This window comes from Microbacterium sp. PI-1, assembly GCF_004337555.1.
Classification (GTDB): domain Bacteria; phylum Actinomycetota; class Actinomycetes; order Actinomycetales; family Microbacteriaceae; genus Microbacterium; species Microbacterium aurugineum.
Genome location: NZ_SJYZ01000005.1, coordinates 46,196 through 66,241 on the forward strand (window position 1 = coordinate 46,196; position 20,046 = coordinate 66,241).

Annotated in this window: 19 protein-coding genes; 11 read left to right on the plus strand and 8 right to left on the minus strand. The window is 68.3% G+C overall.

Features of this window, described 5'->3' with window-relative positions; all coding sequences use genetic code 11:
* Positions 1–77: 77 nt before the first annotated feature.
* From E0W80_RS06370 to E0W80_RS06390, 5 genes are all read right to left on the minus strand, one after another.
* Positions 78–1,169 (minus strand): ABC transporter ATP-binding protein, encoded by a 1,092-nt coding sequence (locus tag E0W80_RS06370; RefSeq protein WP_131491762.1) that lies wholly within the window; start codon positions 1,167–1,169, stop codon positions 78–80.
* Positions 1,166–1,960 carry an ABC transporter permease subunit gene (locus tag E0W80_RS06375; protein WP_131491763.1) on the minus strand — a complete coding sequence of 265 codons (795 nt, stop codon included), beginning with the start codon at positions 1,958–1,960 and terminating at the stop codon, positions 1,166–1,168. Before E0W80_RS06375 ends, E0W80_RS06370 begins: the two co-directional genes overlap by 4 nt.
* Complete coding sequence (locus tag E0W80_RS06380; RefSeq protein WP_165875409.1) at positions 1,957–2,895, minus strand: ABC transporter permease subunit; 939 nt, start codon at positions 2,893–2,895, stop codon at positions 1,957–1,959. Before E0W80_RS06380 ends, E0W80_RS06375 begins: the two co-directional genes overlap by 4 nt.
* Positions 2,892–4,031: an ABC transporter substrate-binding protein gene (locus E0W80_RS06385; protein ID WP_131491765.1), complete on the minus strand. Its 1,140-nt coding sequence runs from the start codon at positions 4,029–4,031 to the stop codon at positions 2,892–2,894. Before E0W80_RS06385 ends, E0W80_RS06380 begins: the two co-directional genes overlap by 4 nt.
* 134 nt (positions 4,032–4,165) lie before the next feature.
* On the minus strand, positions 4,166–4,681 hold the full coding sequence (locus tag E0W80_RS06390) for a GNAT family N-acetyltransferase (RefSeq protein ID WP_131491766.1): 516 nt from the start codon (positions 4,679–4,681) through the stop codon (positions 4,166–4,168).
* 65 nt (positions 4,682–4,746) lie between these two features.
* On the opposite strand from E0W80_RS06390, the gene E0W80_RS06395 reads away from it, so the two are divergent.
* Entirely contained in the window at positions 4,747–5,574 is an 828-nt protein-coding gene (locus E0W80_RS06395) for a TSUP family transporter (protein ID WP_131491767.1), read from the plus strand.
* Between the two features lie 76 nt (positions 5,575–5,650).
* Here E0W80_RS06395 and aspS read toward each other — a convergent pair whose 3' ends face one another.
* Positions 5,651–7,432 (minus strand): aspartate--tRNA ligase, encoded by a 1,782-nt coding sequence (aspS, locus tag E0W80_RS06400; RefSeq protein WP_131491768.1) that lies wholly within the window; start codon positions 7,430–7,432, stop codon positions 5,651–5,653.
* A gap of 143 nt (positions 7,433–7,575) precedes the next feature.
* Here aspS and E0W80_RS06405 point away from each other — a divergent pair, with 143 nt between their 5' ends.
* Together E0W80_RS06405 and E0W80_RS06410 are read left to right on the plus strand one after the other, a co-directional pair.
* On the plus strand, positions 7,576–7,950 hold the full coding sequence (locus E0W80_RS06405; RefSeq protein ID WP_131491769.1) for a DUF5684 domain-containing protein: 375 nt from the start codon (positions 7,576–7,578) through the stop codon (positions 7,948–7,950).
* 1 nt (position 7,951) lies between these two features.
* Positions 7,952–8,581 carry a histidine phosphatase family protein gene (locus E0W80_RS06410; protein ID WP_047520707.1) on the plus strand — a complete coding sequence of 210 codons (630 nt, stop codon included), beginning with the start codon at positions 7,952–7,954 and terminating at the stop codon, positions 8,579–8,581.
* Positions 8,582–8,654: 73 nt separating this feature from the next.
* Here E0W80_RS06410 and E0W80_RS06415 read toward each other — a convergent pair whose 3' ends face one another.
* Positions 8,655–9,560 carry an NAD(P)/FAD-dependent oxidoreductase gene (locus tag E0W80_RS06415; protein ID WP_131491770.1) on the minus strand — a complete coding sequence of 302 codons (906 nt, stop codon included), beginning with the start codon at positions 9,558–9,560 and terminating at the stop codon, positions 8,655–8,657.
* Between the two features lie 54 nt (positions 9,561–9,614).
* On the opposite strand from E0W80_RS06415, the gene E0W80_RS06420 reads away from it, so the two are divergent.
* The 6 genes from E0W80_RS06420 (at position 9,615) to E0W80_RS06445 (ending at position 15,121) form a co-directional block, all read left to right on the plus strand.
* Positions 9,615–10,019 carry a MerR family transcriptional regulator gene (locus E0W80_RS06420; protein ID WP_047520711.1) on the plus strand — a complete coding sequence of 135 codons (405 nt, stop codon included), beginning with the start codon at positions 9,615–9,617 and terminating at the stop codon, positions 10,017–10,019.
* A 62-nt stretch (positions 10,020–10,081) separates the two neighbouring features.
* Entirely contained in the window at positions 10,082–10,732 is a 651-nt protein-coding gene (locus E0W80_RS06425) for a TlpA disulfide reductase family protein (protein WP_131491771.1), read from the plus strand.
* Positions 10,733–10,748: 16 nt separating this feature from the next.
* Positions 10,749–11,528, plus strand: a complete 780-nt coding sequence (locus E0W80_RS06430; protein WP_131491772.1) for a cytochrome c biogenesis protein CcdA — start codon at positions 10,749–10,751, stop codon at positions 11,526–11,528.
* A gap of 52 nt (positions 11,529–11,580) precedes the next feature.
* The gene (locus E0W80_RS06435; RefSeq protein ID WP_227991992.1) at positions 11,581–13,365 is read left to right on the plus strand and encodes a cytochrome c biogenesis protein ResB; all 1,785 of its coding nucleotides are present in this window, start codon (positions 11,581–11,583) and stop codon (positions 13,363–13,365) included.
* Positions 13,366–13,369: 4 nt separating this feature from the next.
* Positions 13,370–14,344 carry a c-type cytochrome biogenesis protein CcsB gene (ccsB, locus tag E0W80_RS06440; RefSeq protein WP_131491774.1) on the plus strand — a complete coding sequence of 325 codons (975 nt, stop codon included), beginning with the start codon at positions 13,370–13,372 and terminating at the stop codon, positions 14,342–14,344.
* A gap of 141 nt (positions 14,345–14,485) precedes the next feature.
* Positions 14,486–15,121: a response regulator transcription factor gene (locus E0W80_RS06445; RefSeq protein WP_165875410.1), complete on the plus strand. Its 636-nt coding sequence runs from the start codon at positions 14,486–14,488 to the stop codon at positions 15,119–15,121.
* Between the two features lie 16 nt (positions 15,122–15,137).
* Here E0W80_RS06445 and E0W80_RS06450 read toward each other — a convergent pair whose 3' ends face one another.
* Complete coding sequence (locus E0W80_RS06450; RefSeq protein ID WP_131491776.1) at positions 15,138–16,706, minus strand: SLC13 family permease; 1,569 nt, start codon at positions 16,704–16,706, stop codon at positions 15,138–15,140.
* Positions 16,707–16,802: 96 nt separating this feature from the next.
* Here E0W80_RS06450 and E0W80_RS06455 point away from each other — a divergent pair, with 96 nt between their 5' ends.
* Positions 16,803–18,464, plus strand: a complete 1,662-nt coding sequence (locus E0W80_RS06455; protein ID WP_131491777.1) for an AbgT family transporter — start codon at positions 16,803–16,805, stop codon at positions 18,462–18,464.
* Positions 18,465–18,519: 55 nt separating this feature from the next.
* Positions 18,520–20,025, plus strand: coding sequence for a leucyl aminopeptidase (locus E0W80_RS06460; protein WP_131491778.1), 1,506 nt, complete (start codon positions 18,520–18,522; stop codon positions 20,023–20,025).
* The last annotated feature ends 21 nt before the right edge of the window (positions 20,026–20,046 follow it).

Here is a 20,046-nt window from a genome sequence, read left to right on the forward strand (position 1 = left end):
TCTCTCTCGGATGAGGGCACCCCGCCCCCTCGCGCCTCACGCTAGCGGTCGACGCGGATCCGGGGAAGAGCGCGTGGTCAGCCGCGCGGGTGCACGGCGACGGGTTCGGGAGCGACCGCGATACGCACGCGGTCGCCGAACGAAGGATGGATCCCGGGGGCGTGCTGCACGCGCACGAGCTCGCCCGACTCGGTGCGGACCAGGGTGCGGCGCATGCTTCCCAGGAAGGTGCTCTCCTCGACCAGGGCGTCGGTCGAGGAGTCCGCCTCCGACACGAAGTACACGTTCTCCGGCCGAAGATAGACATCGACCGGGCCATCCGCCGGCGCCTGTAGGGGGAGGCGCTGTCCCCACACCAGCACATGGTCGCCCTCCGCCACGCCCGAGACGACGCTCGAGAGTCCCACGAAGGCCGCGACCCCCGCCGTGGAAGGCAGCGTGTACAGCTGCTCCGGCGAACCGATCTGTTCGATCCGTCCGGCGTTCATCACCGCGATCCGGTCGGAGACGGCGAGCGCCTCCTCCTGGTCGTGCGTGACGAAGACGGTCGTGATCCCGAGGCGCAACTGGATGCGGCGGATCTCGTCGCGCAGCTGCACCCGCACCTTCGCGTCGAGCGCGGAGAGCGGCTCATCGAGCAGCAGCACCTTGGGCTCGGTCACCAGCGCTCGCGCGAGGGCCACCCGTTGCTGCTGACCGCCCGAGAGCTGATGCGGGAACCTGTCGGCCAAGTCACGCAAACCGACCAGCGCGAGCGCGTCGAGGGAGCGCTTCTCCGCCTCCGCCCTGCCGATGCCCCGTCGCCGCAGTCCGAAGGCGGTGTTGTCGGCGACCCGCAGGTGGGGGAAGAGCGAGTACGACTGGAAGACCATGCCGATGTCGCGCTTGTTCGTCGGTATGCGTGACACGTCCCCACCGCCGAGCAGCACGGCGCCGGCGTCGGCTCCTTCGAGGCCTGCGAGCACTCGGAGCAGCGTCGTCTTGCCGCACCCCGAGGGGCCGAGCAGGGAGACGAACTCCCCGGGTGCGATGTCGAGGTCCACACCGTGCAGGACCCGCGTGCCGGCGTAGCTCTTCACGATCCCCTGGAGCTCGACGCGCGTGCCCTCCCCGGCACGGGCGAGCAGCAGGTTGTCCTTGGTGCGGGGCAGGGCATGGTCGACGGTCATGAGCGGGCCTTTCGTGGGCCGCGGGCGACACGGCCGATCAGGAGGAGCAGGAGGAACACGAACGCCAGCGCGAGCAGGGTGAAGATGGCCGGCGCGTACGGATCCTGTTTGTTCACCACGACCATCGCGGTCTGGAACACCTGGCGGTTGAGGAGGGAGGCGATCGTGAACTCGCCGAGCACCACGGCGATCGAGATCAGCGAAGCCGCCAGGAGCCCCTGGCGGAGGTTCGGAGCGAGCACCTTGAGCACGACGACCGGCCAACTCGCTCCGAGCGAGCGTGCGGCCTCGGCGAGTGTGCGCAGGTCGGCGGCATCGATCGAAGCCTGGATCGAGCGGAAGGCGAACGGCAGCACGGTGATGCCGTAGGCGAAGGCCAGCGTCCACGTGCCGGTGCCGAGCGTGCGTCCGATATGCAGGTAGATCGGCGCGAGACCGACGACCAGCACGATCGCGGGAATCGAGATCGGGAGGAGCACCGCGAACTCGAACGCCGGCCGGAGTCTCGGGAAGCGCAGGTTCACCAGGATCATGGTCGGTGCCAGCAGGAGCAGCACGATGGCCACGGTGACGACGGCGAGGATCAGTGAGTTGCCGAGTCCCGTCCAGATCGGCTTGAGGGTGGCGGCGGCCGCGGGATCGAACAGCGCGATCCAGCGAGCGAACGACAGACCGCCCTCGGGATCGCGCAGCGTGAAGAGGAACGTCGACACCAGCGGGACGGCGAAGAACACACCGACGACGATGCCGATGGCCCAGCGGGTGGTGCGGGACGGACCGAGCCGGTTCACGACTGCCACCTCGCCGCGCGTCGCTGCACGAAGGAGTACAGGCCCATCACGATGCCGACCACCACGATCATGCCGAGCGCGAGGGCACCGGCGAGGTTCTCCCGCCCGAGCACGGTCTCGCTCGTGAGAGCGGTACGGATCTGGAGCGGCACGATCTGCGCCCCCTGGCTCGCGAGGGCGGCGGCCGTGGCATAGGACGAGAACGCGTTCGCGAACAGCAGCAGCAGGCTGGCGAGGAACGAGGGTGCGAGCACGGGGAGGCCGACGCGCATCCAGAAGCTCGCACGGGTGCCGCCGAGGGTGAGGTTCGCCTCCGCCCACTGTGGCTTGAGGGCAGCGAGGGCGGGCATGAAGGTGATGACCATCAAGGGGATCTGGAAGAAGAAGTAGGGGAGGATCAGACCCGGCAGCTCGTAGAGCCAGGTGCCGTTCGCGAAGATGTCGATGCCGAGCGAGTCCCTCAGGAAGACGGTGACGACGCCCTGGATGCCGATGGTCGCGATGAAGGCGAAGGCCAGCATGACGCCACCGAACTGGGCGAGCACTCCGGCCGCGGCATCCACGGCGGAACGGCTGCGGCTCTCGGGATCCATGCCGAGCAGCGCGTAGCAGACGAGCGCACCGACGACGGCGCCGACCAGGGCGGTGAGAAGCGAGAGCCCAGCGGAGTTCGCGAACGTGTTCAACACGACGGGGTCGGCGAGGGCCGCGATGTTCGACCAGGTGAACGCGCCGTCCTTCGTGAAGAAGCCGGAACCGACCGCGAGCACGGTGGGAACGGCGAGGAACAGCACGACGTAGGCGGCGAAGGGGATGAGCCCGAGCCAGGCGAAGGACGGAGCGGACCGCCGGGCCCTCGCGTGGGGCGAGAACCCGGCGGTGGGAGCGGGGGCGGATGCCGTGGCATCCGCCCCCGTTGCGGTGAGGGTCGTCACTGGACCGCCGCGGCCCACTTCTCGCCGAGAAGCGTGCCGGCGTTCGTGGACTGCTCCTCGGTCGGGACCACGGTCGTCTCCGGCGCCTCGGGGAGCGCAGCAGCGAGGTCGGCGTCGATCGTGCCCGCGTCGGTCATGGCCTCCATGCGCACCGGACGGGCGCCGCCCTTCAGCCACAGGTTCTGGACCTCGTCGCTGTAGAGGAACTCCTGCCACAGACGGGCTGCAGCGGGGTGCGGGGCGTCGACGTTGATGGCCTGGTTGTAGTACCCGGCGTAGCCCGTGCCGTCGAGCACGACGACCTTCCAGTCCTCATTGTCGGCCGAGTGCGAGGCGTTCAGGTAGTCCCAGTCGAACACGACCGGGGTCTCGCCGCTCACGATGGTCGCAGTGGTGACGTCGACCTTGAGCAGGTTGCCCGCCTGCTGGAGCTCGGAGAAGAAGTCGATGCCCGGCTGGAAGTCGTCGAGCGTGCCGTCGGACTGCACGGTCGCCAGGCCCACGGCGGCGAAGGCGGCACCGGCCTGCGTCGGGTCGCCGTTGATCGCCACAGCACCCTTGTAGTCGGACGAGAGCAGGTCGGAGAGCTCGGCGGGAGCATCGAACTTCGACGAGTCGTAGCCGATCGACATGTACCCGCCGTAGTCGCCGACGAAGAGGCCGCTGGGCTCCTTCAGCTCCTCGGGGATGTCGTCCCAGGTCTGCACCTTGTACGGCGCGAACGCGTCGGTGTTCTGGAGCGCGACGGTCAGTCCGAGGTCGAACACGTCCGGGGCGGTGTCGAGACCCTTGTTGGTCTCCGCGGCCTGGATCTCCTCGGCGCTGGAGACGTCGGGCGAGGTCTCGTTGATCGTGATCTCCGGGTACTTCTCGGCGAACAGATCGAGGATCTCGCCGTAGTTCGCCCAGTCGCGCGGAAGGGCGATGACGTTGAGGGAGCCCTCGGCCTTGGCTGCGGCTTCGAGGTCGGCGAAGGTGCCGAAGTCGGTGACCGAGGTCGCGGTGGCGGCGTCGACATCGGAGCTGCCTCCACCGGTCGCGTCCGCTGCGCCGGAGCAGGCGGTGAGTGCGAGTGCGGCCGTGGTGGCCAGGGCGATGCCGGCGCCGATGCGCGCGCGGCGGGTGATGCGGGCCATGAGTGTCCTCTCGGTGTCCGGCGCTGTGAGCCGGGTTCGGGTTGCGAGAGGACACTATGAGGCGCAGGTTGCCGACCGTCGCGGTGCGGGTGAACGGACGGTGGCGAGACGGTGGCCGAACAGGGCCGCGGGCCTCAGACCTGCGGGACGCTGTACTTGAAGCCGCGGTGCGAGCCGACGTAGCCCAGTCGCTCGTAGAAGCGGTGCGCGTCGGTACGGGCGGCATCGGAGGTGAGCTGCACCATCGTCGCGCCCAGGGCGGGGGCAGCGACCTCTCCCACCCAGCGCATCACGGTGGAGCCGATGCCCGACGAGCGCAGACTGCTCCGCACGCGCACTGCCTCGACGAGCAGTCGCCGCGCGCCCCGACGCGCCATCCCCGGGATCGAGGTGAGCTGCAGCGTGCCGACGACGTCGCCGTCCAGCTCGACCACGAGGAGGTCGTTCGACGGCTCGGTCAGGATCTCGACGAGCCCCCGTGTGTACGCGGGACGGTCCTCGTCGGAAGCCACGTCGCCGCGCGCGGCGCTGATCGGATCGTCGGCGAGGAGAGCGATCACGGCATCCGTGTCGTCCACGGTCGCCCGGCGCAGGAGCGCGGTGCCCCTGCGCGAATCGAACGAGTGCGGCAGCGGGAGGGCATCGAGCATGCCACCAGTCTGCCAGCGCCCGGCCGGATGCCGGAGCACCGCCGACTCTCTGGAATCATGGCCAGGTGGATATCGGCGCTGTGCTCGGACTGGAGCAACTCACGTGGGGCATACTGCTGCTCGTCGTCATCGCCGCTTTCTGCGCCGGCTGGATCGACGCGGTCGTCGGTGGGGGAGGTCTGCTGCAGCTCCCCGCGCTCCTGCTGATCCCCGGCATCTCGCCGGTGCAGGCCCTCGCGACGAACAAGCTCGCCTCGGTCTTCGGCACCGCGACCAGTAGCGTCACCTACTACCGCCGCGCGAAGCCCGACATACGCACGGCCCTGCCCATGGCGGCGATCGCCTTCGTCGGCTCGTTCGGTGGCGCGGCCGTGGCGACCGTGCTTCCGCCCGCCGCGTTCAAGCCCATCATCGTGATCGCCCTGCTCGTGGTGGCGCTGTTCACCGCATTCCGTCCCCAGATGGGCGCGGCGACCCAGCTGCGTTTCCACGGGCACAAGCATCACATCATGGCGGGTGCCGCCGGCCTCGGGATCGGCTTCTACGACGGGATGATCGGTCCCGGCACCGGTACCTTCCTCGTGATCACTCTCGTCGCGCTGCTCGGCTACGACTTCCTGCAGGCGAGCGCCAAGGCGAAGATCGTGAACCTGGCCACGAACGCGGGTGCCCTGATGCTGTTCATCCCGCACGGCGCGGTGCTGTGGTTGCTGGGCGGCATCCTCGCCGTGGCGAACGTCGCCGGCAGCTACCTGGGCTCGCGCATGGCCATCTCCCGCGGCACCACCTTCATCCGCGTGGTGTTCCTGGCGGTCGTGGTCGCCCTGATCGCGAAGCTCGGTGTCGACGTGTGGAACGAGAACATCGTGCCCGCGCTCGCGCTCCTCGGCTGAGCAACGAAAAAGCGCCCGGGTCGCACGAATCCGAAGATCTCGTGCGACCCGGGCGCGCGCCTCGGTGACGGCGGGGTCAGGCTTCGTCGTCCTCCGGCTCGAAGTCGACGCCGGCCTCGGCGCGCTGCGCCGCGGTGATCGGTGCCGGTGCGGCGGTCAGCGGGTCGAAGCCGTTGCCGGACTTCGGGAACGCGATGACTTCGCGGATCGACTCGGTCTTGGTGAGGTGTTGCAGCACGCGGTCCATGCCGAGCGCGATTCCGCCGTGCGGCGGGGCGCCGAACTTGAACGCGTCGAGCAGGAAGCCGAACTGCTCGTCAGCCTGCTCGTCGCTGATGCCCATGACCTCGAACACGCGCTTCTGCACGTCTTCGCGGTGGATGCGGATCGACCCGCCGCCGAGCTCGGATCCGTTGCACACGATGTCGTAGGCGTAGGCGAGAGCAGAACCGGGGTCGGTGTCGAAGGTGTCCTCGAACTCCGGCTTCGGGCCCGTGAACGCGTGGTGCACGGCGGTCCATGCTCCGGCGCCCACAGCGACGTCGCCCGAGGCCACGGCATCTGCAGCGGGCTCGAACATCGGGGCGTCGACGACCCAGGTGAAGGCGAACTCGTCCGGGCTCAGGTAGCCGAGGCGACGACCGATCTCGACGCGTGCGGCACCGAGCAGGGCGCGGCTCTCCTTGGTGGAACCGGCGGCGAAGAACACGCAGTCGCCGGTCTCCGCACCCACGAGCTCTGCGAGTCCGGCCTGTTCCGACTCGGACAGGTTCTTCGCCGCGGGGCCGCCGAGCGTCCCGTCCTCGTTGAACAACACGTACGCGAGACCACGGGCTCCACGCTGCTTCGCCCAGTCCTGCCACGCGTCGAGCTGCTTGCGCGGCTGGCTCGCGCCGCCGGGCATCCGCACGGCGCCGACGTACTCGGCCTGGAAGACGCGGAACGGGGTGTCCGCGAAGTACTCGGTCGCGTCGACGAGTTCGAGGCCGAAGCGCAGGTCGGGCTTGTCGGAACCGTACTTCGCCATGGCATCGGCGTACGTCATGCGCGGCAGCGGGGTCGCGACCTCGACGCCGATCGTGGCCCACATCGCGACGATGAGCGACTCCATCAGGGCGATGACGTCTTCCTGGTCGACGAAGCTCATCTCGATGTCGAGCTGCGTGAACTCGGGCTGGCGGTCGGCGCGGAAGTCCTCGTCGCGGTAGCAGCGTGCGATCTGGAAGTACTTCTCGACACCGCCGACCATCAGCAGCTGCTTGAACAGCTGCGGCGACTGCGGCAGGGCGTACCAGCTGCCGGGGCTCAGTCGCGCGGGCACCAGGAAGTCGCGGGCACCTTCGGGCGTCGAACGCGTGAGGGTCGGCGTCTCGACCTCGGTGAAGTCCTCGGCGTGCAGCACATCGCGGATCGCCTTGTAGACGTCGGAACGCAGGCGCAGGTTGGCGGCCTGTCCGGGACGACGCAGGTCGAGGTAGCGGTACTTGAGGCGCGCCTCTTCTCCGACCGTCTCGGTGTCGGCGAGCGCCGTCGACACCTGGAAGGGCAGCGCAGCGGACTCGTTGAGCACCTCGACATCGGTCGCGATGAGCTCGATCTCCCCGGTCGGCAGGTTCGGGTTCGCGTTGCCCTCGGGGCGCAGCGACACCTCCCCGGTGACCTTCAGGACGAACTCGTTGCGCAGCGGGTGCGCGATCTCCTCGTCGCGGATGACGACCTGGGCGATGCCCGAGGCATCCCGCAGATCGATGAAAGCGACTCCTCCGTGGTCACGACGGCGATCGACCCAACCCGTGAGGGTGACGGTCTGACCGATGTGCTCGGCTCGCAGAGAGCCTGCCGAGTGGGTGCGAAGCACGGAGTATTCCTTCTGATCTGGGAAATGGGGAACGCGCCCATTCTACGGGGGTGGTCGGCCCGTCTCCGGCCCCGTCAGCGGCGCCGGAGCCGTCGGATCAGTAGGATCGCCACGACACAGCTCTTACACAGAAAGGGAGCACCGTGGACAACAACGGCATCTCCGATCTCTACGCATCGATCTTCTCCGGCACCACGGGGCTGATCGCGCTCGTCTTCTACATCCTCGTCGCCGTCGGACTCTGGAAGGTGTTCACGAAGGCCGGATACCCCGGGATCCTCGCGATCATCCCGATCGTGAACCTCGTCTTCCTGGTGAAGATCGCCGGCATGTCCGGGTGGTTCGCGCTGCTCTACCTGATCCCGATCGTGAACCTGGTCCTCGCGATCATCGTGGCGTTCAAGCTCGGCGCACGCTTCGACAAGGGCGGAGTCTTCTCGTTCTTCCTGCTGGTCCTCTTCCCGTACATCGGGTACCTGATCCTCGGCTTCGGGGATTCGCGCTACAGCAAGGCGTGACATGACGGCGTCCCGGTTGCACCTCGTCCGACACGGCGAGGTGCACAATCCGGCCCGCGTGCTCTACGGGCGGCTGCCCGATTACCACCTGAGCACGGCGGGCCGGGGGATGGCGGCGGCCGCTGCCGAGCACGTGGCGGAGTCGGGTCGGCCGGTCTCCGCGCTGTACTCCTCACCGTTGGAGCGTGCGCAGGAGTCCGCCGAGCCGTTCGCCGAGGGCTTCGATCTCGTGCCGGAGATCGACATCCGCCTCATCGAGCCGACCAACGTCTTCGAGGGCACGCAGATGCGTCGTTCCCTCATGAACCCGCTGAACTGGTGGCACCTGCGCCAACCCGCGCTGCCGAGCTGGGGCGAACCGTATTCCTCCATCGCGGAGCGGATGCTCGGCGTCATGGATGAAGCCTGGGATGAGGCGGCCGACGGAGACGTCGTGATGGTGTCCCATCAGGCGCCGATCTGGATCACGCACCTCCGCGTCGCGGGTCTGCCCCTGCGTCATGACCCGCGCACCCGACGCTGCGCCCTGTCGAGCGTCACCTCGTTCGAACGCGTCGGTGATGTCTGGCGCGAAGTCGCCTACGCCGAGCCGGCCGCGACCGGCGGCGCCGTGGATGTCGGAGCCGTCTGACCCCCGTTCGAATCGCGCAACCGGCTCCCTTTCGGCGACGGATGCGGCCAGTTGCGCGATTCGAAAGCCGAGGTCAGTGCTCGGCAGCCAGAAGTGACTGGATGATGCCGACGGCTGCGAGCTGACCGGCGCCGGCCGCCAGCAGGACCGACGCCATCGGGCCGGGGAGCGAGGCGCGGTGCGCGAGGTCGCCCGCGGCGAAGACCCCGGGGAGCGAGGTGCGGCCGAATTCATCGATCTCGATCGCACCGGACTCGAGCATCCGCACGCCGAGATCTGCGGCGAAGGGTGCCCGCTGCCGCATCGTGCCGGACGCCACGAAGACGCCGGCCACGACGGACTCCTCGGAACCGGCGATGATCCGTACCCCGTCGTCGTGCCTCTCGACGGATGCCACCGGAGCAGCGCTGATCCGCACTCCCTCCGCCTCGAGGGAGGTCCGTTCCTCGTCCGTGAACGCCTCGGCGATCGGGAACACCGTGATGTCCTCGACGATGCGCCCGAGCAGCCCGATCAGATGGCCGGCGCGAGGGGCGGCACCCACGATGCCGATCGACCTGCCCGCATGCTCGTGACCGTCGCAGAAGGGGCAGCTGAACGCGAGGGTGCCCCACAGGTCCTGCAACCCGGGGACGACGGGCAGATCGTCGGCGACGCCGGTGGCCAGGATGACCCGTCGCCCCTCGACGGTCGATCCGTCGGCGAGCGTCACGGTGAACGCATCCTCGGATCCGGAGATCCCGGTGGCGGCACCCTCGCGGATCTCCACGTCGGCGTAGGCCGAGAGCTCGTCTCGGGCCTTCGCTCGGAACTCGGCAGGGGGAGTGCCGTCTGCACCGATGATGTTGTGCATGTGCAGCACGGTGCCGTTGCGGTACTCGCCCGAGTCCAGCAGCAGTGCCGAGCGGTGCATCCGGCCGAGGGTCAGGGCGGCTTGCAGCCCTGCCGGGCCTGCGCCGATCACGATGGCGTCGTACATGGGAATCCTTCCGTGGAGGTTGCTTTCCCGCACAGTCTGTGACTTCATGTCAACATGAAGTCAAGCGCCGAGCATCCCTGGTCCGTGGGCGACGTCGCCACCCGGTTCGATCTGCCGACGAATGTGTTGCGGCACTGGGAGTCGGTCGGGCTGCTCACCCCTCCCCGCGACTCCGCCGGGCGGCGACGATATGGCGAGGACGAGGTCGTGCGGATCGCCGTGATCCAGCGCAGCAAGGCCGCGGGGATGAGCCTCGAGCAGATCGCGGTGCTGCTCGACGACGGGAGCGCCGGAAGGCACCAGGTGCTGCAGCAGCACCTGGACGACATCGACCGGCGCATGGAGGAGATGCGCCGATCGCGGGAGATGACCGAGCACGCGATGGGGTGTCGCGCGCACGACATCGCCACGTGCCCTCGTTTCCGAGCCGGTGTGGACGACGTCCTGGCGCGGTTCTGAGGCTTCGTCAGACGCCTCCGTTTCCATCTCGCGCATAGGAAGCTCTGCGTAAACTCGGAGTCGTGCCAAGCGATTCGACGGTCCGTCCGATCCGCAGCGGCCGCTCCTCCCGCACCCGGCGCTCGCGTCGTGCGGTCGGTGCCGCGCTCGCTGCGGTGCTCGCCATCGGTCTGAGCGCGTGTGCTCCCGATCCGGTGAGTGAATCCTTCCTGAACGGCGAGAACACCGGCTATGTCGCGGCCGACGGCGCGATCGTGGAGATCCCCGCCGCCGACCGTGGCGAACCCGTGACGTTCGGCGGTGTCACCGAGACCGGCGAGAAGTTCGACAGCGCAGACGTCGCCGGACAGGTCACGGTGGTCAACTTCTGGTACGCCGGCTGCGCGCCGTGCCGCCTCGAAGCCGCCGACCTGGAGGCCGTGTGGCAGAAGTTCGCCGACGAGGATGTGTCGTTCGTGGGCATCAACACCCGCGATCAGGCCGACACCGCCGTCGCGTTCGCCGAGGAGTACGGCATCACCTACCCGAGTCTGATCGACGTCGACACCGCTGAGGCCAAGTTGGCGTTCGCCAAGGTCGTGCCGATCGCGGCCACACCCACCACACTCGTCCTCGACAGGCAGGGTCGTGTCGCCGCCAAGATCATCGGTCCGATCGACGGCCCGTCGATCCTCTCCACGCTGGTCAAGGACGCGCTCGCGGAGGACTCGTGAGTACCTCGGGAGCGTTGTGAACCCCGACGCGATCATCGGCTCCGGAGCCCTCTGGCTCGCGATTCCGGTCGCGATGCTCGCGGGACTCGTCTCGTTCCTGTCCCCGTGCGTCCTCCCGCTGGTCCCCGGTTACCTCGGGTTCCTGGGCGGTGCGGTCGCGCCCCGGTCTTCCACGATCGCCGGTGCGGAGGCGCAGACGACGACCCAGGCGACGGCGACCCGCGGTCGTCTCGTGATGGGCGTGCTGCTGTTCATCCTCGGCTTCACGATCGTCTTCATCGCCTACACGGTGCTCGGTGGAACGGTCGGTGTCTTCCTCCTGCAGTGGGGTGACCTGATCACCCGCATCCTGGGCGTGGTCATCATCGGGATGGGATTGGTTTTCCTGGGCCTGTTCGGGTTCGCGCAGAAGGAGTTCCGCTTCCATGTCGACTCGCGGGCCGGCATCGTCGGAGCCCCGCTGCTCGGTATCGCCCTCGGCATCGGCTGGGCCCCGTGCATGGGGCCGACGCTCGCCGCCATCATCGCCCTCTCCTTCAATGCCGGAGATCCGGTGCGTGCGGGCTTCCTGGGCCTCGCCTACTCGCTCGGACTCGGCATCCCGTTCCTCCTCGTCGCGCTCGGGTTCGGGTGGGCGACGAAGGCAGTCGGCTTCCTCCGTCGTCACATCCGCACGGTGAACGTCATCGGCGGAGTGATGCTGATCGTCCTCGGCGTCCTGATGGCCACCGGCCTGTGGACCGAGATCATGTCCCGGCTGATGGCGGTGATCGGCAGTGTCATCCTCCCGCTCTGATCGCGCCGCGAAATCCACCAGCCCCGAGAAGAACCCCCGCACAGAGAACACCATGACCGAGAACAAGGGTGCCGTGAACAGCGACTCCAGCGACCCGCTCCGCCCGTCCGACCACGTCGACGGCGACGACACGATCACCCAGCCGCGGCTCGGGTTCGTGGGTTGGCTGCGGTGGGGGTGGCGGCAGCTGACCTCGATGCGCACGGCTCTCATCCTGCTGCTCGTGCTCGCGATCGCGGCGATCCCCGGCTCGATCTTCCCGCAGCGGATGGCCGACCCGAACGGCGTCACGCAGTGGGAGCGCGACAACCCCGACCTGTTCCCGGTGCTCGACGGACTCAAGATGTTCGACGTGTACCTGTCGCCATGGTTCTCGGCGATCTACCTGCTGCTGTTCGCTTCGCTCGTCGGCTGTGTGATCCCGCGCATCAAGCACCACGCGAAGGCGCTGCGCGCACGTCCGCCGCGCACTCCCGCACGGCTGCAGCGGCTCGAGGACTACCGTGCGGTGACGCGAGACCCCTCTGCGGACTCCGGGACGAAGACCGGTGATGCCGATGCCGAGGCCGCCGCATCGATCGAGGTCGCGACGAAACAGCTCAAGGCACTCGGCTATCGGGTCGAACGCTACGACCGGGGCCGCACGTTCTCGGTCTCCGCGGAGCGCGGATACTGGCGTGAGACCGGCAACCTCCTATTCCACCTCGCGCTCGTGGGCGTGCTCGTCACGGTCGGCATCGGCGGCGGGTTCTCGTACACAGGTCAGCGCGTGCTCGTCGAGGGCGAGACTTTCGCGAACACGCTCCTCGACTACGACTCGATGAACCGCGGTCGGTTCGTGGGCGACGATGCGTTCGCTCCGTACTCGATGCGCCTCGACTCGTTCGACGTGACGTATCAGCCGTTCGGCGAGCCGGGTTCCGGGCAGGCGGGCGACTTCTCGGCGAACGTGACCGTGCAGGAGAACGGTGAGGAGCGCACCGGCGCGGTCAAGGTGAACGAGCCGCTCGCGGTCGCCGACGACGACGTGTTCCTGCTCGGCAACGGCTACGCGCCGACCGTGACCGTGCGTGATCCCGAGGGCAAGGTCGTCTTCACGGGCAGCACGCCCTTCCTCCCGCAGGACACCAGCATGACCTCCCTCGGAGTTCTCAAGGTGCCGGACGGACTCGCCGAGCAGGTCGGCCTGGTCGGGTTCTTCTATCCGACGACGGGCGTGCTCGACACCGGTGCGTTCTTCTCCGCGTACGGCGACCTCACCAACCCGACGCTGACGCTCGACGTGTACACCGGCGACTTGGGCATCAACGAGGGCGTGCCGCGCTCGGTCTACGTGCTCGACACCACGGGGATGACCAAGCTCACCGGCCGCACCACGGACGTCGAGTCGATCGAACTCACCCCCGGACAGACCGCGCAGCTGCCGAACGGCCTCGGTTCGGTCACCTTCGAGGACGACTCTCCCGCAGGTGCGACGGACGCCTCGCAGTCGGTGAAGCGCTTCGCCTCGCTGCAGATCCACCGTGATGAGTCCGGCGTCTGGGTCCTCGGCTTCGCGCTGCTCGCCCTCGGCGGTCTCATGATCGCCCTGTTCGTGCCTCGTCGACGCGTGTGGGTCAAGGCCACGGCACGCGACGGCGAGATCGCTCTGGAGTACGCCGCACTCGCCCGTGGCGAGGACCCGACTCTCGCTGCCGCCGTGGACGACCTCGTCGCAGGGCACACCCGACTGCTCGACGCGGCCGGAGGAACCACGGCGCGCTCCCCGATCGATGACACCGCGGACGAGTCCGCCGAGCCGGAGACCCCGGCGCCTGAAACCCGGAAAGTAGACTGACACCATGCTCGAGCTCAACGTGATCTCGCCGGTCCTGCTTTGGACGGCGATCGCGATCTACGCGGCGGCCTTCGTGGCCTACGCCTTCGATCTCGCGCGGCGCTCGCAGGCGACGGCCGACGCGCTCACCGTCCGCGAGCAGGTGCTCGTCGGAGCCTCTGGGGGGAGCGTCCCGGCATCCGGCGAGGCCTCCGGTGCGGTCGCCGCCCCGCAGCGATTCGTGATGGCGCGGATCGGCACCTCGCTGACGGTGCTCGGATTCCTCTTCCAGCTCGCCGCCACCGTCACCCGCGGCATCGCGGCGGGGCGCGTGCCGTGGGCGAACCTGTACGAATTCGCGATGATGGGCACGTTGCTCATCATCGCGGTGTACCTCGTGGTGCTCACCCGCATCGACCTGCGGTTCCTCGGCACTTTCATCACAGGACTCGTCGTCGTGCTGCTCGGCCTGGGGGCGACGAACTTCTACGTCGATGTCTCTCCGTTGATGGACCCGCTGAAGAGCGTGTGGCTCGTCATCCACGTGTTCGTGGCCTCCCTCGCGACGGCCTTCTTCGCCCTCGCGTTCGCGCTCTCGGTGATCCAGCTCATGCAGTCGCGTCGTGAGAGACTCGTCGGCGAAGGTGCCACGAAGACCGGTCCCGGCTTCCTCCGGACCTTCCCCAACGCGGTACGCCTGGAGAGCCTGGCGTACATGTTCACGATCATCGGCTTCATCCTCTGGACGTTCACCCTCATCGCCGGGTCGATCTGGGCCTACTACGCCTGGAGCCGTTTCTGGGGCTTCGACGTGAAGGAGACCTGGACGTTCGTGATCTGGGTCCTCTATGCCGGCTACATCCACGCCCGTGCGACCCGCGGCTGGCGCGGCAACCCTTCGGCGTGGCTGGCGATCGTGGGCTTCTCCGCCGTGATCTTCAACTTCACGATCGTGAATGTGTTCTTCAAGGGCCTGCACGCGTACTCCGGTCTGAGCTGACCCGACTCTCGTAACGACACCGAGACCCGTCCGCGGCACCATCCGCGCGGACGGGTCTCGTGCGTCCGGAGTATCGCCCCCGGTGCACCGATGCGCAGTTGTATGCTCATCGCAAGGGAGCGCCCACGGCAGGAGTCCCACATGCCCGTCCTCGTCGGAATCGTTGAAGATCATCCCGCGATGCTGTTCGGGATCGTGACCATCCTCAACCGCAGCGGCGGCATCCGTGTCGCAGCCAGCGGTGCGACCGCGAACGAGGTCGCGCGCCGTGCACGGAGGCTCGATGTGGTCCTGCTCGACCTCGCCCTCTCCGATGGTTCGACCCCGGCGGAGAACATCCGGACGCTCCAGTGCCTCGCGGCGAGCATCCTCGCGTACACCTCGGGGGACGAGTCGCAACGGCTCCGCGAGGCGGTGCGTGCGGGTGCCTCGGGGATGATCGCCAAGTCGGACTCGCTCGAGGTCATCACCGCGTCGGTGCGACGCGCTGCTCAGGGGCAGGTCGTGGCGACGACCGAATGGGCGGCAGCGCTCGATGCGGACCGCCGGTTCGTCGCTGCGCATCTCAGCCCCCGTGAGTCCGAGGTGCTGTCGCTGTACGCCTCCGGGCAGACCGCCGAGCAGGTCGCACAGGCCCTGTTCCTGTCGCGGGAGACCGTGCTCGATCACATCCGTCGCATCCGCGCGAAGTACGCCGCGGTCGACCGGGCGGCGCCGACGAAGGTCGACCTCTTCCGTCGCGCGGTGGAGGACGGACTGGTCCTGCAGCCCAGCTGATCCCGGCGGGAGGCGGTCAGCCCGTGAACGGCCAGATCAGGGGGACGTAGAAGACGGCGACGCCGAAGAACAGGATCATCAGGGGCCAGCCGAAGCGCGCGTAGTCCCCGAAGCGGTAGCCGCCGGGTTCCATCACCATCAGGTTCGCCGGCGTCGCGACCGGGGTGAGGAACGAGGCCGCACCCGCGATCGTGAGGGCCATCAGGAACGGCAGCACCGACGCCTCCATCGCGGCGGCGAGAGCGACCGCCACCGGGGCCACGATGAGCACGGTCGCGGTGTTGCTGATGAGCTGCCCGAGCACCAGCGTGATGAGCACGATCACCGCGACGGCGGCATGCGGGCCGGCCGTGCCCAGGAACGAGCGCAGGCCGTCGGCGATGAGCTGCGCGGCGCCGGTCTCCTGGAACGCGGTTGAGAGCGGGATCATGCCGGCGACCAGGATGACCGTCGTCCAGGAGATCGCCCGGTACGCCCGGGTGATCGACACCACCCTCGTCAGGATCAGGGCACCGGCTGCGAGGAGCCCCGCGATCGCGGCGGGCACGATGCCGGTCGCGAGCAAGACGATCATCGCGAGCAGGATCACGGCCGTACGCTTGGCACCGACTCCGAGCGGGACCGAGCGGCGCAGGGTGAGCGGCGCATCGACGACCAGAACTTCGTCGCGCTTCGAGGTGTGCCGGTGCAGGTCGTCCCAGGACCCGTCGAGGAGCAGCGCATCTCCCGCCTGCAGGTCGGTGCCCGACTCGTCGAGCGCCTCCTGCCCTCGTCGCACTCCGAGCACGACGAGATCGCCCGACGGCGTGCACATACCGGGGAAGACATGCAGGCCGATCAACACGGAACGCGGCGGCACCACGACCTCGGCGACCCCTCGCGACGCCGAGACCAAGGCGCGGTCGGGCGAGATCGCGTAGTCGGATCGCAACGTCGAGGCGAGGCGTTCGAGGTCGATCGGTGCCGACGCCGGGGTCCGTTCGGGCAGCAGCCGGTTGCCGAGCAGCAGGATGATGGCCAGTGTCCCCACCAGAAGCGGAAGCCCGGCGAGGGCGAACTCAAAGAACCCGAACGGGCGGGCACCGCTGTCGGCGGCGACCTCGGACACGATGATGTTGACCGGTGTGCCGGTGAGAGCGAGCATCGAGCCGGCGTGCGCGGAGAACGCGAGCGGCATCAGCATCTGAGACGGGCGGATCCCGGCGCGCGCCGCGACGACCACGACCAGGGGCAGGAGCGCGGCCACCGATCCGTTCACGCTGATCACCGCGGTCATCGCGGCGGCCAGCAGCCCGATCGTGAGGAGCAGGCGCGCGCGGCCGGTTCCGGAGCGGGCCACGACCTCCTGTCCGGCCCAGGCGATGATGCCCGTCGACTCCAGAGCCTCGCTCACCACGAACAGGGAGGCGATGAAGAGCACGGTCGGATCGCCGAACCCGGCGAGGGCGGAGGTCAGATCGAGCACCCCGGTCAGGTAGAGGGCGACCGAGACCCCGACGGCCACGACGCCGAGCGGGATGCGATTCGAGACGAACGCGATCACTGCGCAGAGCAGGATGACGAACGTCGCGATGATCGGGTCCACGGCCCCACGATAGGGCGACGCTCGCATCGCGGCGACCCCCCTAGTTCTAGGGGGTGGTCTTGTGGGAGCTTCTCGCTCGACAGGATCATGGGGACTATGGCTACGGAGAAGTCGTCGAGCACCCCCGATGCCGGGGACAAAGGGTTCCTGAACTGGATCGAGAAGGTCGGCAACAAGGTGCCGGATCCGACGATCATGTTCGTCTACCTGATCGGCCTCATCGCCGTGCTCTCCGCGGTCCTCGCGTGGATCGGGGTGTCGGTCACCGACGATGTCGTGATCCCCGTTCCGAAGGAAGAGTTCTCCCAGGTCAACGAGCAGTTCGGTGGCAACTGGCAGATCTATGACACCACCACCGGGATGCCCGCCGAGATCCCCGACTACACGATCGAGGAGCGCACCTTCGAGGTGCGCAACCTGCTCTCGATCGACGGCATCCGCTTCTTCTTCTCCTCCTTCGTCGACAACTTCGCGGGCTTCGGTGTGGTCGCCGTCGTGCTCATCGCGATGGCGGGCGTCGGTGTGGCAGAGCACGCGGGGTTGATGGGCGCGATGATCCGTCGCGTCGTGAAAGTGGCCCCGCGCCGTTGGCTCGCGTTCATCCTGATCTTCGTCGGTGTGCTGTCGTCGGTGGCGACGGATGCCGGCTACCTGATCCTCGTGCCGCTCGCCGCCGCAGCCTTCCTCACCGTCGGGCGGCATCCGCTGGCCGGCCTCGCCGGCGCATTCGCCGGTGTCGGCGCGGCCTTCGGGGCGAATCTCCTGATCACGCCCAGCGACAGCATGCTCACCGAGATCACCAATGAGGTGCTCGTCAGCGCCGGGATGCAGCCGATCGAGGTGACGCAGAACTTCTACTTCGGGATCGTGTCGACCTTCCTGCTCGCCACGGTGGCGCTCCTGGTGACGGTGTTCGTCACCGAGAAACGTCTGGGCTCCTACGACCGCAGAGACATGACGATCGCGGATGAGGCCGAAGGCGTCGACCACGATGCCGAGGCCCGCGGGCTGAAGTTCTCGTTCTGGGCGCTGCTGGGGTTCGTCGCCCTGGTCCTCGCGCTGACCCTGCCACCCGGCGCACCGCTGCGTGACCCGGAGACCGGCGCGATCATCGGCACGACGCCCTTCATGGCCAGCCTGGTGTTCCTCATCTCCCTCGCCTTCCTGGTGTGCGGCGTCGCCTACGGCGCGGGGGCGAGGACGCTGCGAGGCGGAACGGCCACCGTCCGTGCGATCGCCAAGACGTTCGCGAGTCTGGGCGGTCTGCTGGTGATGTTCCTGATGATCGCCCAGTTCATCGCGCTGTTCAACTGGACCAATCTCCCGACCGTCGCCGCGGTCTCGGCCGCCGAGCTGCTGGAGCAGGCGAGTGTCCCCGCCATCGTCCTGCTGCTCGCGTTCATCGTCGTGATCGTGATCCTGGACTTCATCCTCCCGGGGCTCGTGCCCAAGTGGGTGATCTTCGCGCCGGTGTTCATCCCGATCTTCGCGTCGCTCGACGTGGCACCGCAGACGCTCCTCGCCGCCTACCGGGTGGGGGACTCGCCCGTGAACGTGCTCACGCCGCTGATGGTCTACCTGCCGTTCATGGTCACCGTGGCGCAGCGTTACAAGAAGGAAGCGGGTATCGGCACCATCATCGCCCTGATGATCCCGTATGCGGTGTGGATGCTGCTCTCCTGGACGGCGCTGTACGTGGTCTGGTTCCTCCTCGGCATCCCCTGGGGCCCGGGCTCACCGGTCGACATCGCCGGCTGACCGACATCGCCGGCGGACGACGTATCCGAACAACCGCACAGAAGGAGCAGACCCCATGGACCGCAGACCCAACAAGCTGATCCCCGCCGATCTGAAGACCACGCCCGGGCTGGATGCCGTGGACACCGTGGATCTCCGGGTCGGTGAGATCGCCTCCGACGTCGAGGCGATCGGAGTCGGGGTGTACACCGACGGGGACGTTCCGGGTGAGCTCGGGTTCGACCGCGCCGGCCTGGAGGATGCGGGGTTCACTGCCGAGCCGGGGACCTCTCTGGTGCTGCCGCGCGCGGGTCAGCCGGATCTCGTCGCCGTCGGTCTGGGCGATCGGGCGGATGTCGGGCCGCGTGGCCTTCGCGATGCAGCGGCTGCTCTCGCTCGCGCCGTCCCCCGTCGGGCGACCCTGGGGCTGCGGATCGGCGACCTCGCGGGGGTGGAGGCAGGCGAGGCTGTGCGAGCGCTCGCCGAAGGGGCACTCCTCGCGCGCTACCGGTACACGGTGCTGAACGCGTCGTCGAAGCACGTCCCGCTCGCCGCCTTCACCGTGGATGTGCCGGGCGCGGACGGCGGGCCACTCGAGGTCGCACGCACGGCTGCCCGCGCTGGTGTCGTGGCCCGTGATCTGGCGAACACCCCGCCCGGTCACCTGACGGCGGTGAACATGGGCGAGATCGCGGTGGAACTCGGAGCGCGTTTCGGATTCGAGGTCGAGCTGTTCGACAAGCAGGCGCTCATCGATCTCGGCTGCGGGGGTCTGCTCGGCGTCAATCAGGGATCCGTGGAGGAGCCGCGCATGATCAAGCTCGTCTACACGCCCGAAGGTGGCGGCTCCGGCCACCTCGGCCTGGTGGGCAAGGGCATCATGTACGACTCGGGTGGCATCAGCCTCAAGCCCAGCGACCCGATGCATCTGCTCATGAAGATGGACATGGGCGGTGCTGCGGCCGTGCTCGGTGCCTTCGTCGGGCTGCGCGACGCCGGAGTCTCGACCAAGGTCTCGGGCTGGCTGATGTGCACCGACAACATGCCGTCCGGTACCGCGTACAAACTCGGTGACGTGCTCACGGCGCGCGGCGGCACCACGATCGAGGTGAAGAACACCGATGCCGAAGGGCGTCTCGTGATGAGCGATGCCCTCGTGCTCGCGACCGAGGACGGGGTGGACGCGATCGTCGACATCGCCACACTCACCGGTGCCGCATTGGTCTCTCTCGGCTCCGCGACCGCGCCGGTCTTCGGCAACGACCAGACGATGGTCGACCGGGTGCGTGAGGCCGCGGCGCTCGCCGACGAGCCCGTGTGGCAGCTGCCGCTCGAGCAGAAGTATCGCAAGCAGCTCGACTCGGACATCGCCGACATCGCGAACCTCGGTGGTCCCTTCGCCGGAGCCACGACGGCGGCGCTTTTCCTGCAGCACTTCGTGGGCGAGACGCCGTGGGCGCACATCGACATCGCCGGGACGATGCAGACCGAGAAGGACGACTCCTGGCGCACCGCGGGTGCCACCGGTTTCGGTGCGCGACTGCTGTTGGAGGCGGCCCGGAGCTTCACGCCGACCTCGTGAGCCTCAGCCGCCGAGGGGGAT

Coding starts and splice junctions, on each gene's coding strand:
- E0W80_RS06370 (WP_131491762.1), bottom strand. CDS start 1,169: ATGACCGTCGACCATGCCCTGCCCCGCACCAAGGACAACCTGCTGCTC.
- E0W80_RS06385 (WP_131491765.1), bottom strand. CDS start 4,031: ATGGCCCGCATCACCCGCCGCGCGCGCATCGGCGCCGGCATCGCCCTG.
- E0W80_RS06390 (WP_131491766.1), bottom strand. CDS start 4,681: ATGCTCGATGCCCTCCCGCTGCCGCACTCGTTCGATTCGCGCAGGGGC.
- E0W80_RS06410 (WP_047520707.1), top strand. CDS start 7,952: ATGACGGCGTCCCGGTTGCACCTCGTCCGACACGGCGAGGTGCACAAT.
- E0W80_RS06415 (WP_131491770.1), bottom strand. CDS start 9,560: ATGTACGACGCCATCGTGATCGGCGCAGGCCCGGCAGGGCTGCAAGCC.
- E0W80_RS06420 (WP_047520711.1), top strand. CDS start 9,615: ATGAAGTCAAGCGCCGAGCATCCCTGGTCCGTGGGCGACGTCGCCACC.
- E0W80_RS06435 (WP_227991992.1), top strand. CDS start 11,581: ATGACCGAGAACAAGGGTGCCGTGAACAGCGACTCCAGCGACCCGCTC.
- ccsB (WP_131491774.1), top strand. CDS start 13,370: ATGCTCGAGCTCAACGTGATCTCGCCGGTCCTGCTTTGGACGGCGATC.
- E0W80_RS06445 (WP_165875410.1), top strand. CDS start 14,486: ATGCCCGTCCTCGTCGGAATCGTTGAAGATCATCCCGCGATGCTGTTC.
- E0W80_RS06455 (WP_131491777.1), top strand. CDS start 16,803: ATGGCTACGGAGAAGTCGTCGAGCACCCCCGATGCCGGGGACAAAGGG.
- E0W80_RS06460 (WP_131491778.1), top strand. CDS start 18,520: ATGGACCGCAGACCCAACAAGCTGATCCCCGCCGATCTGAAGACCACG.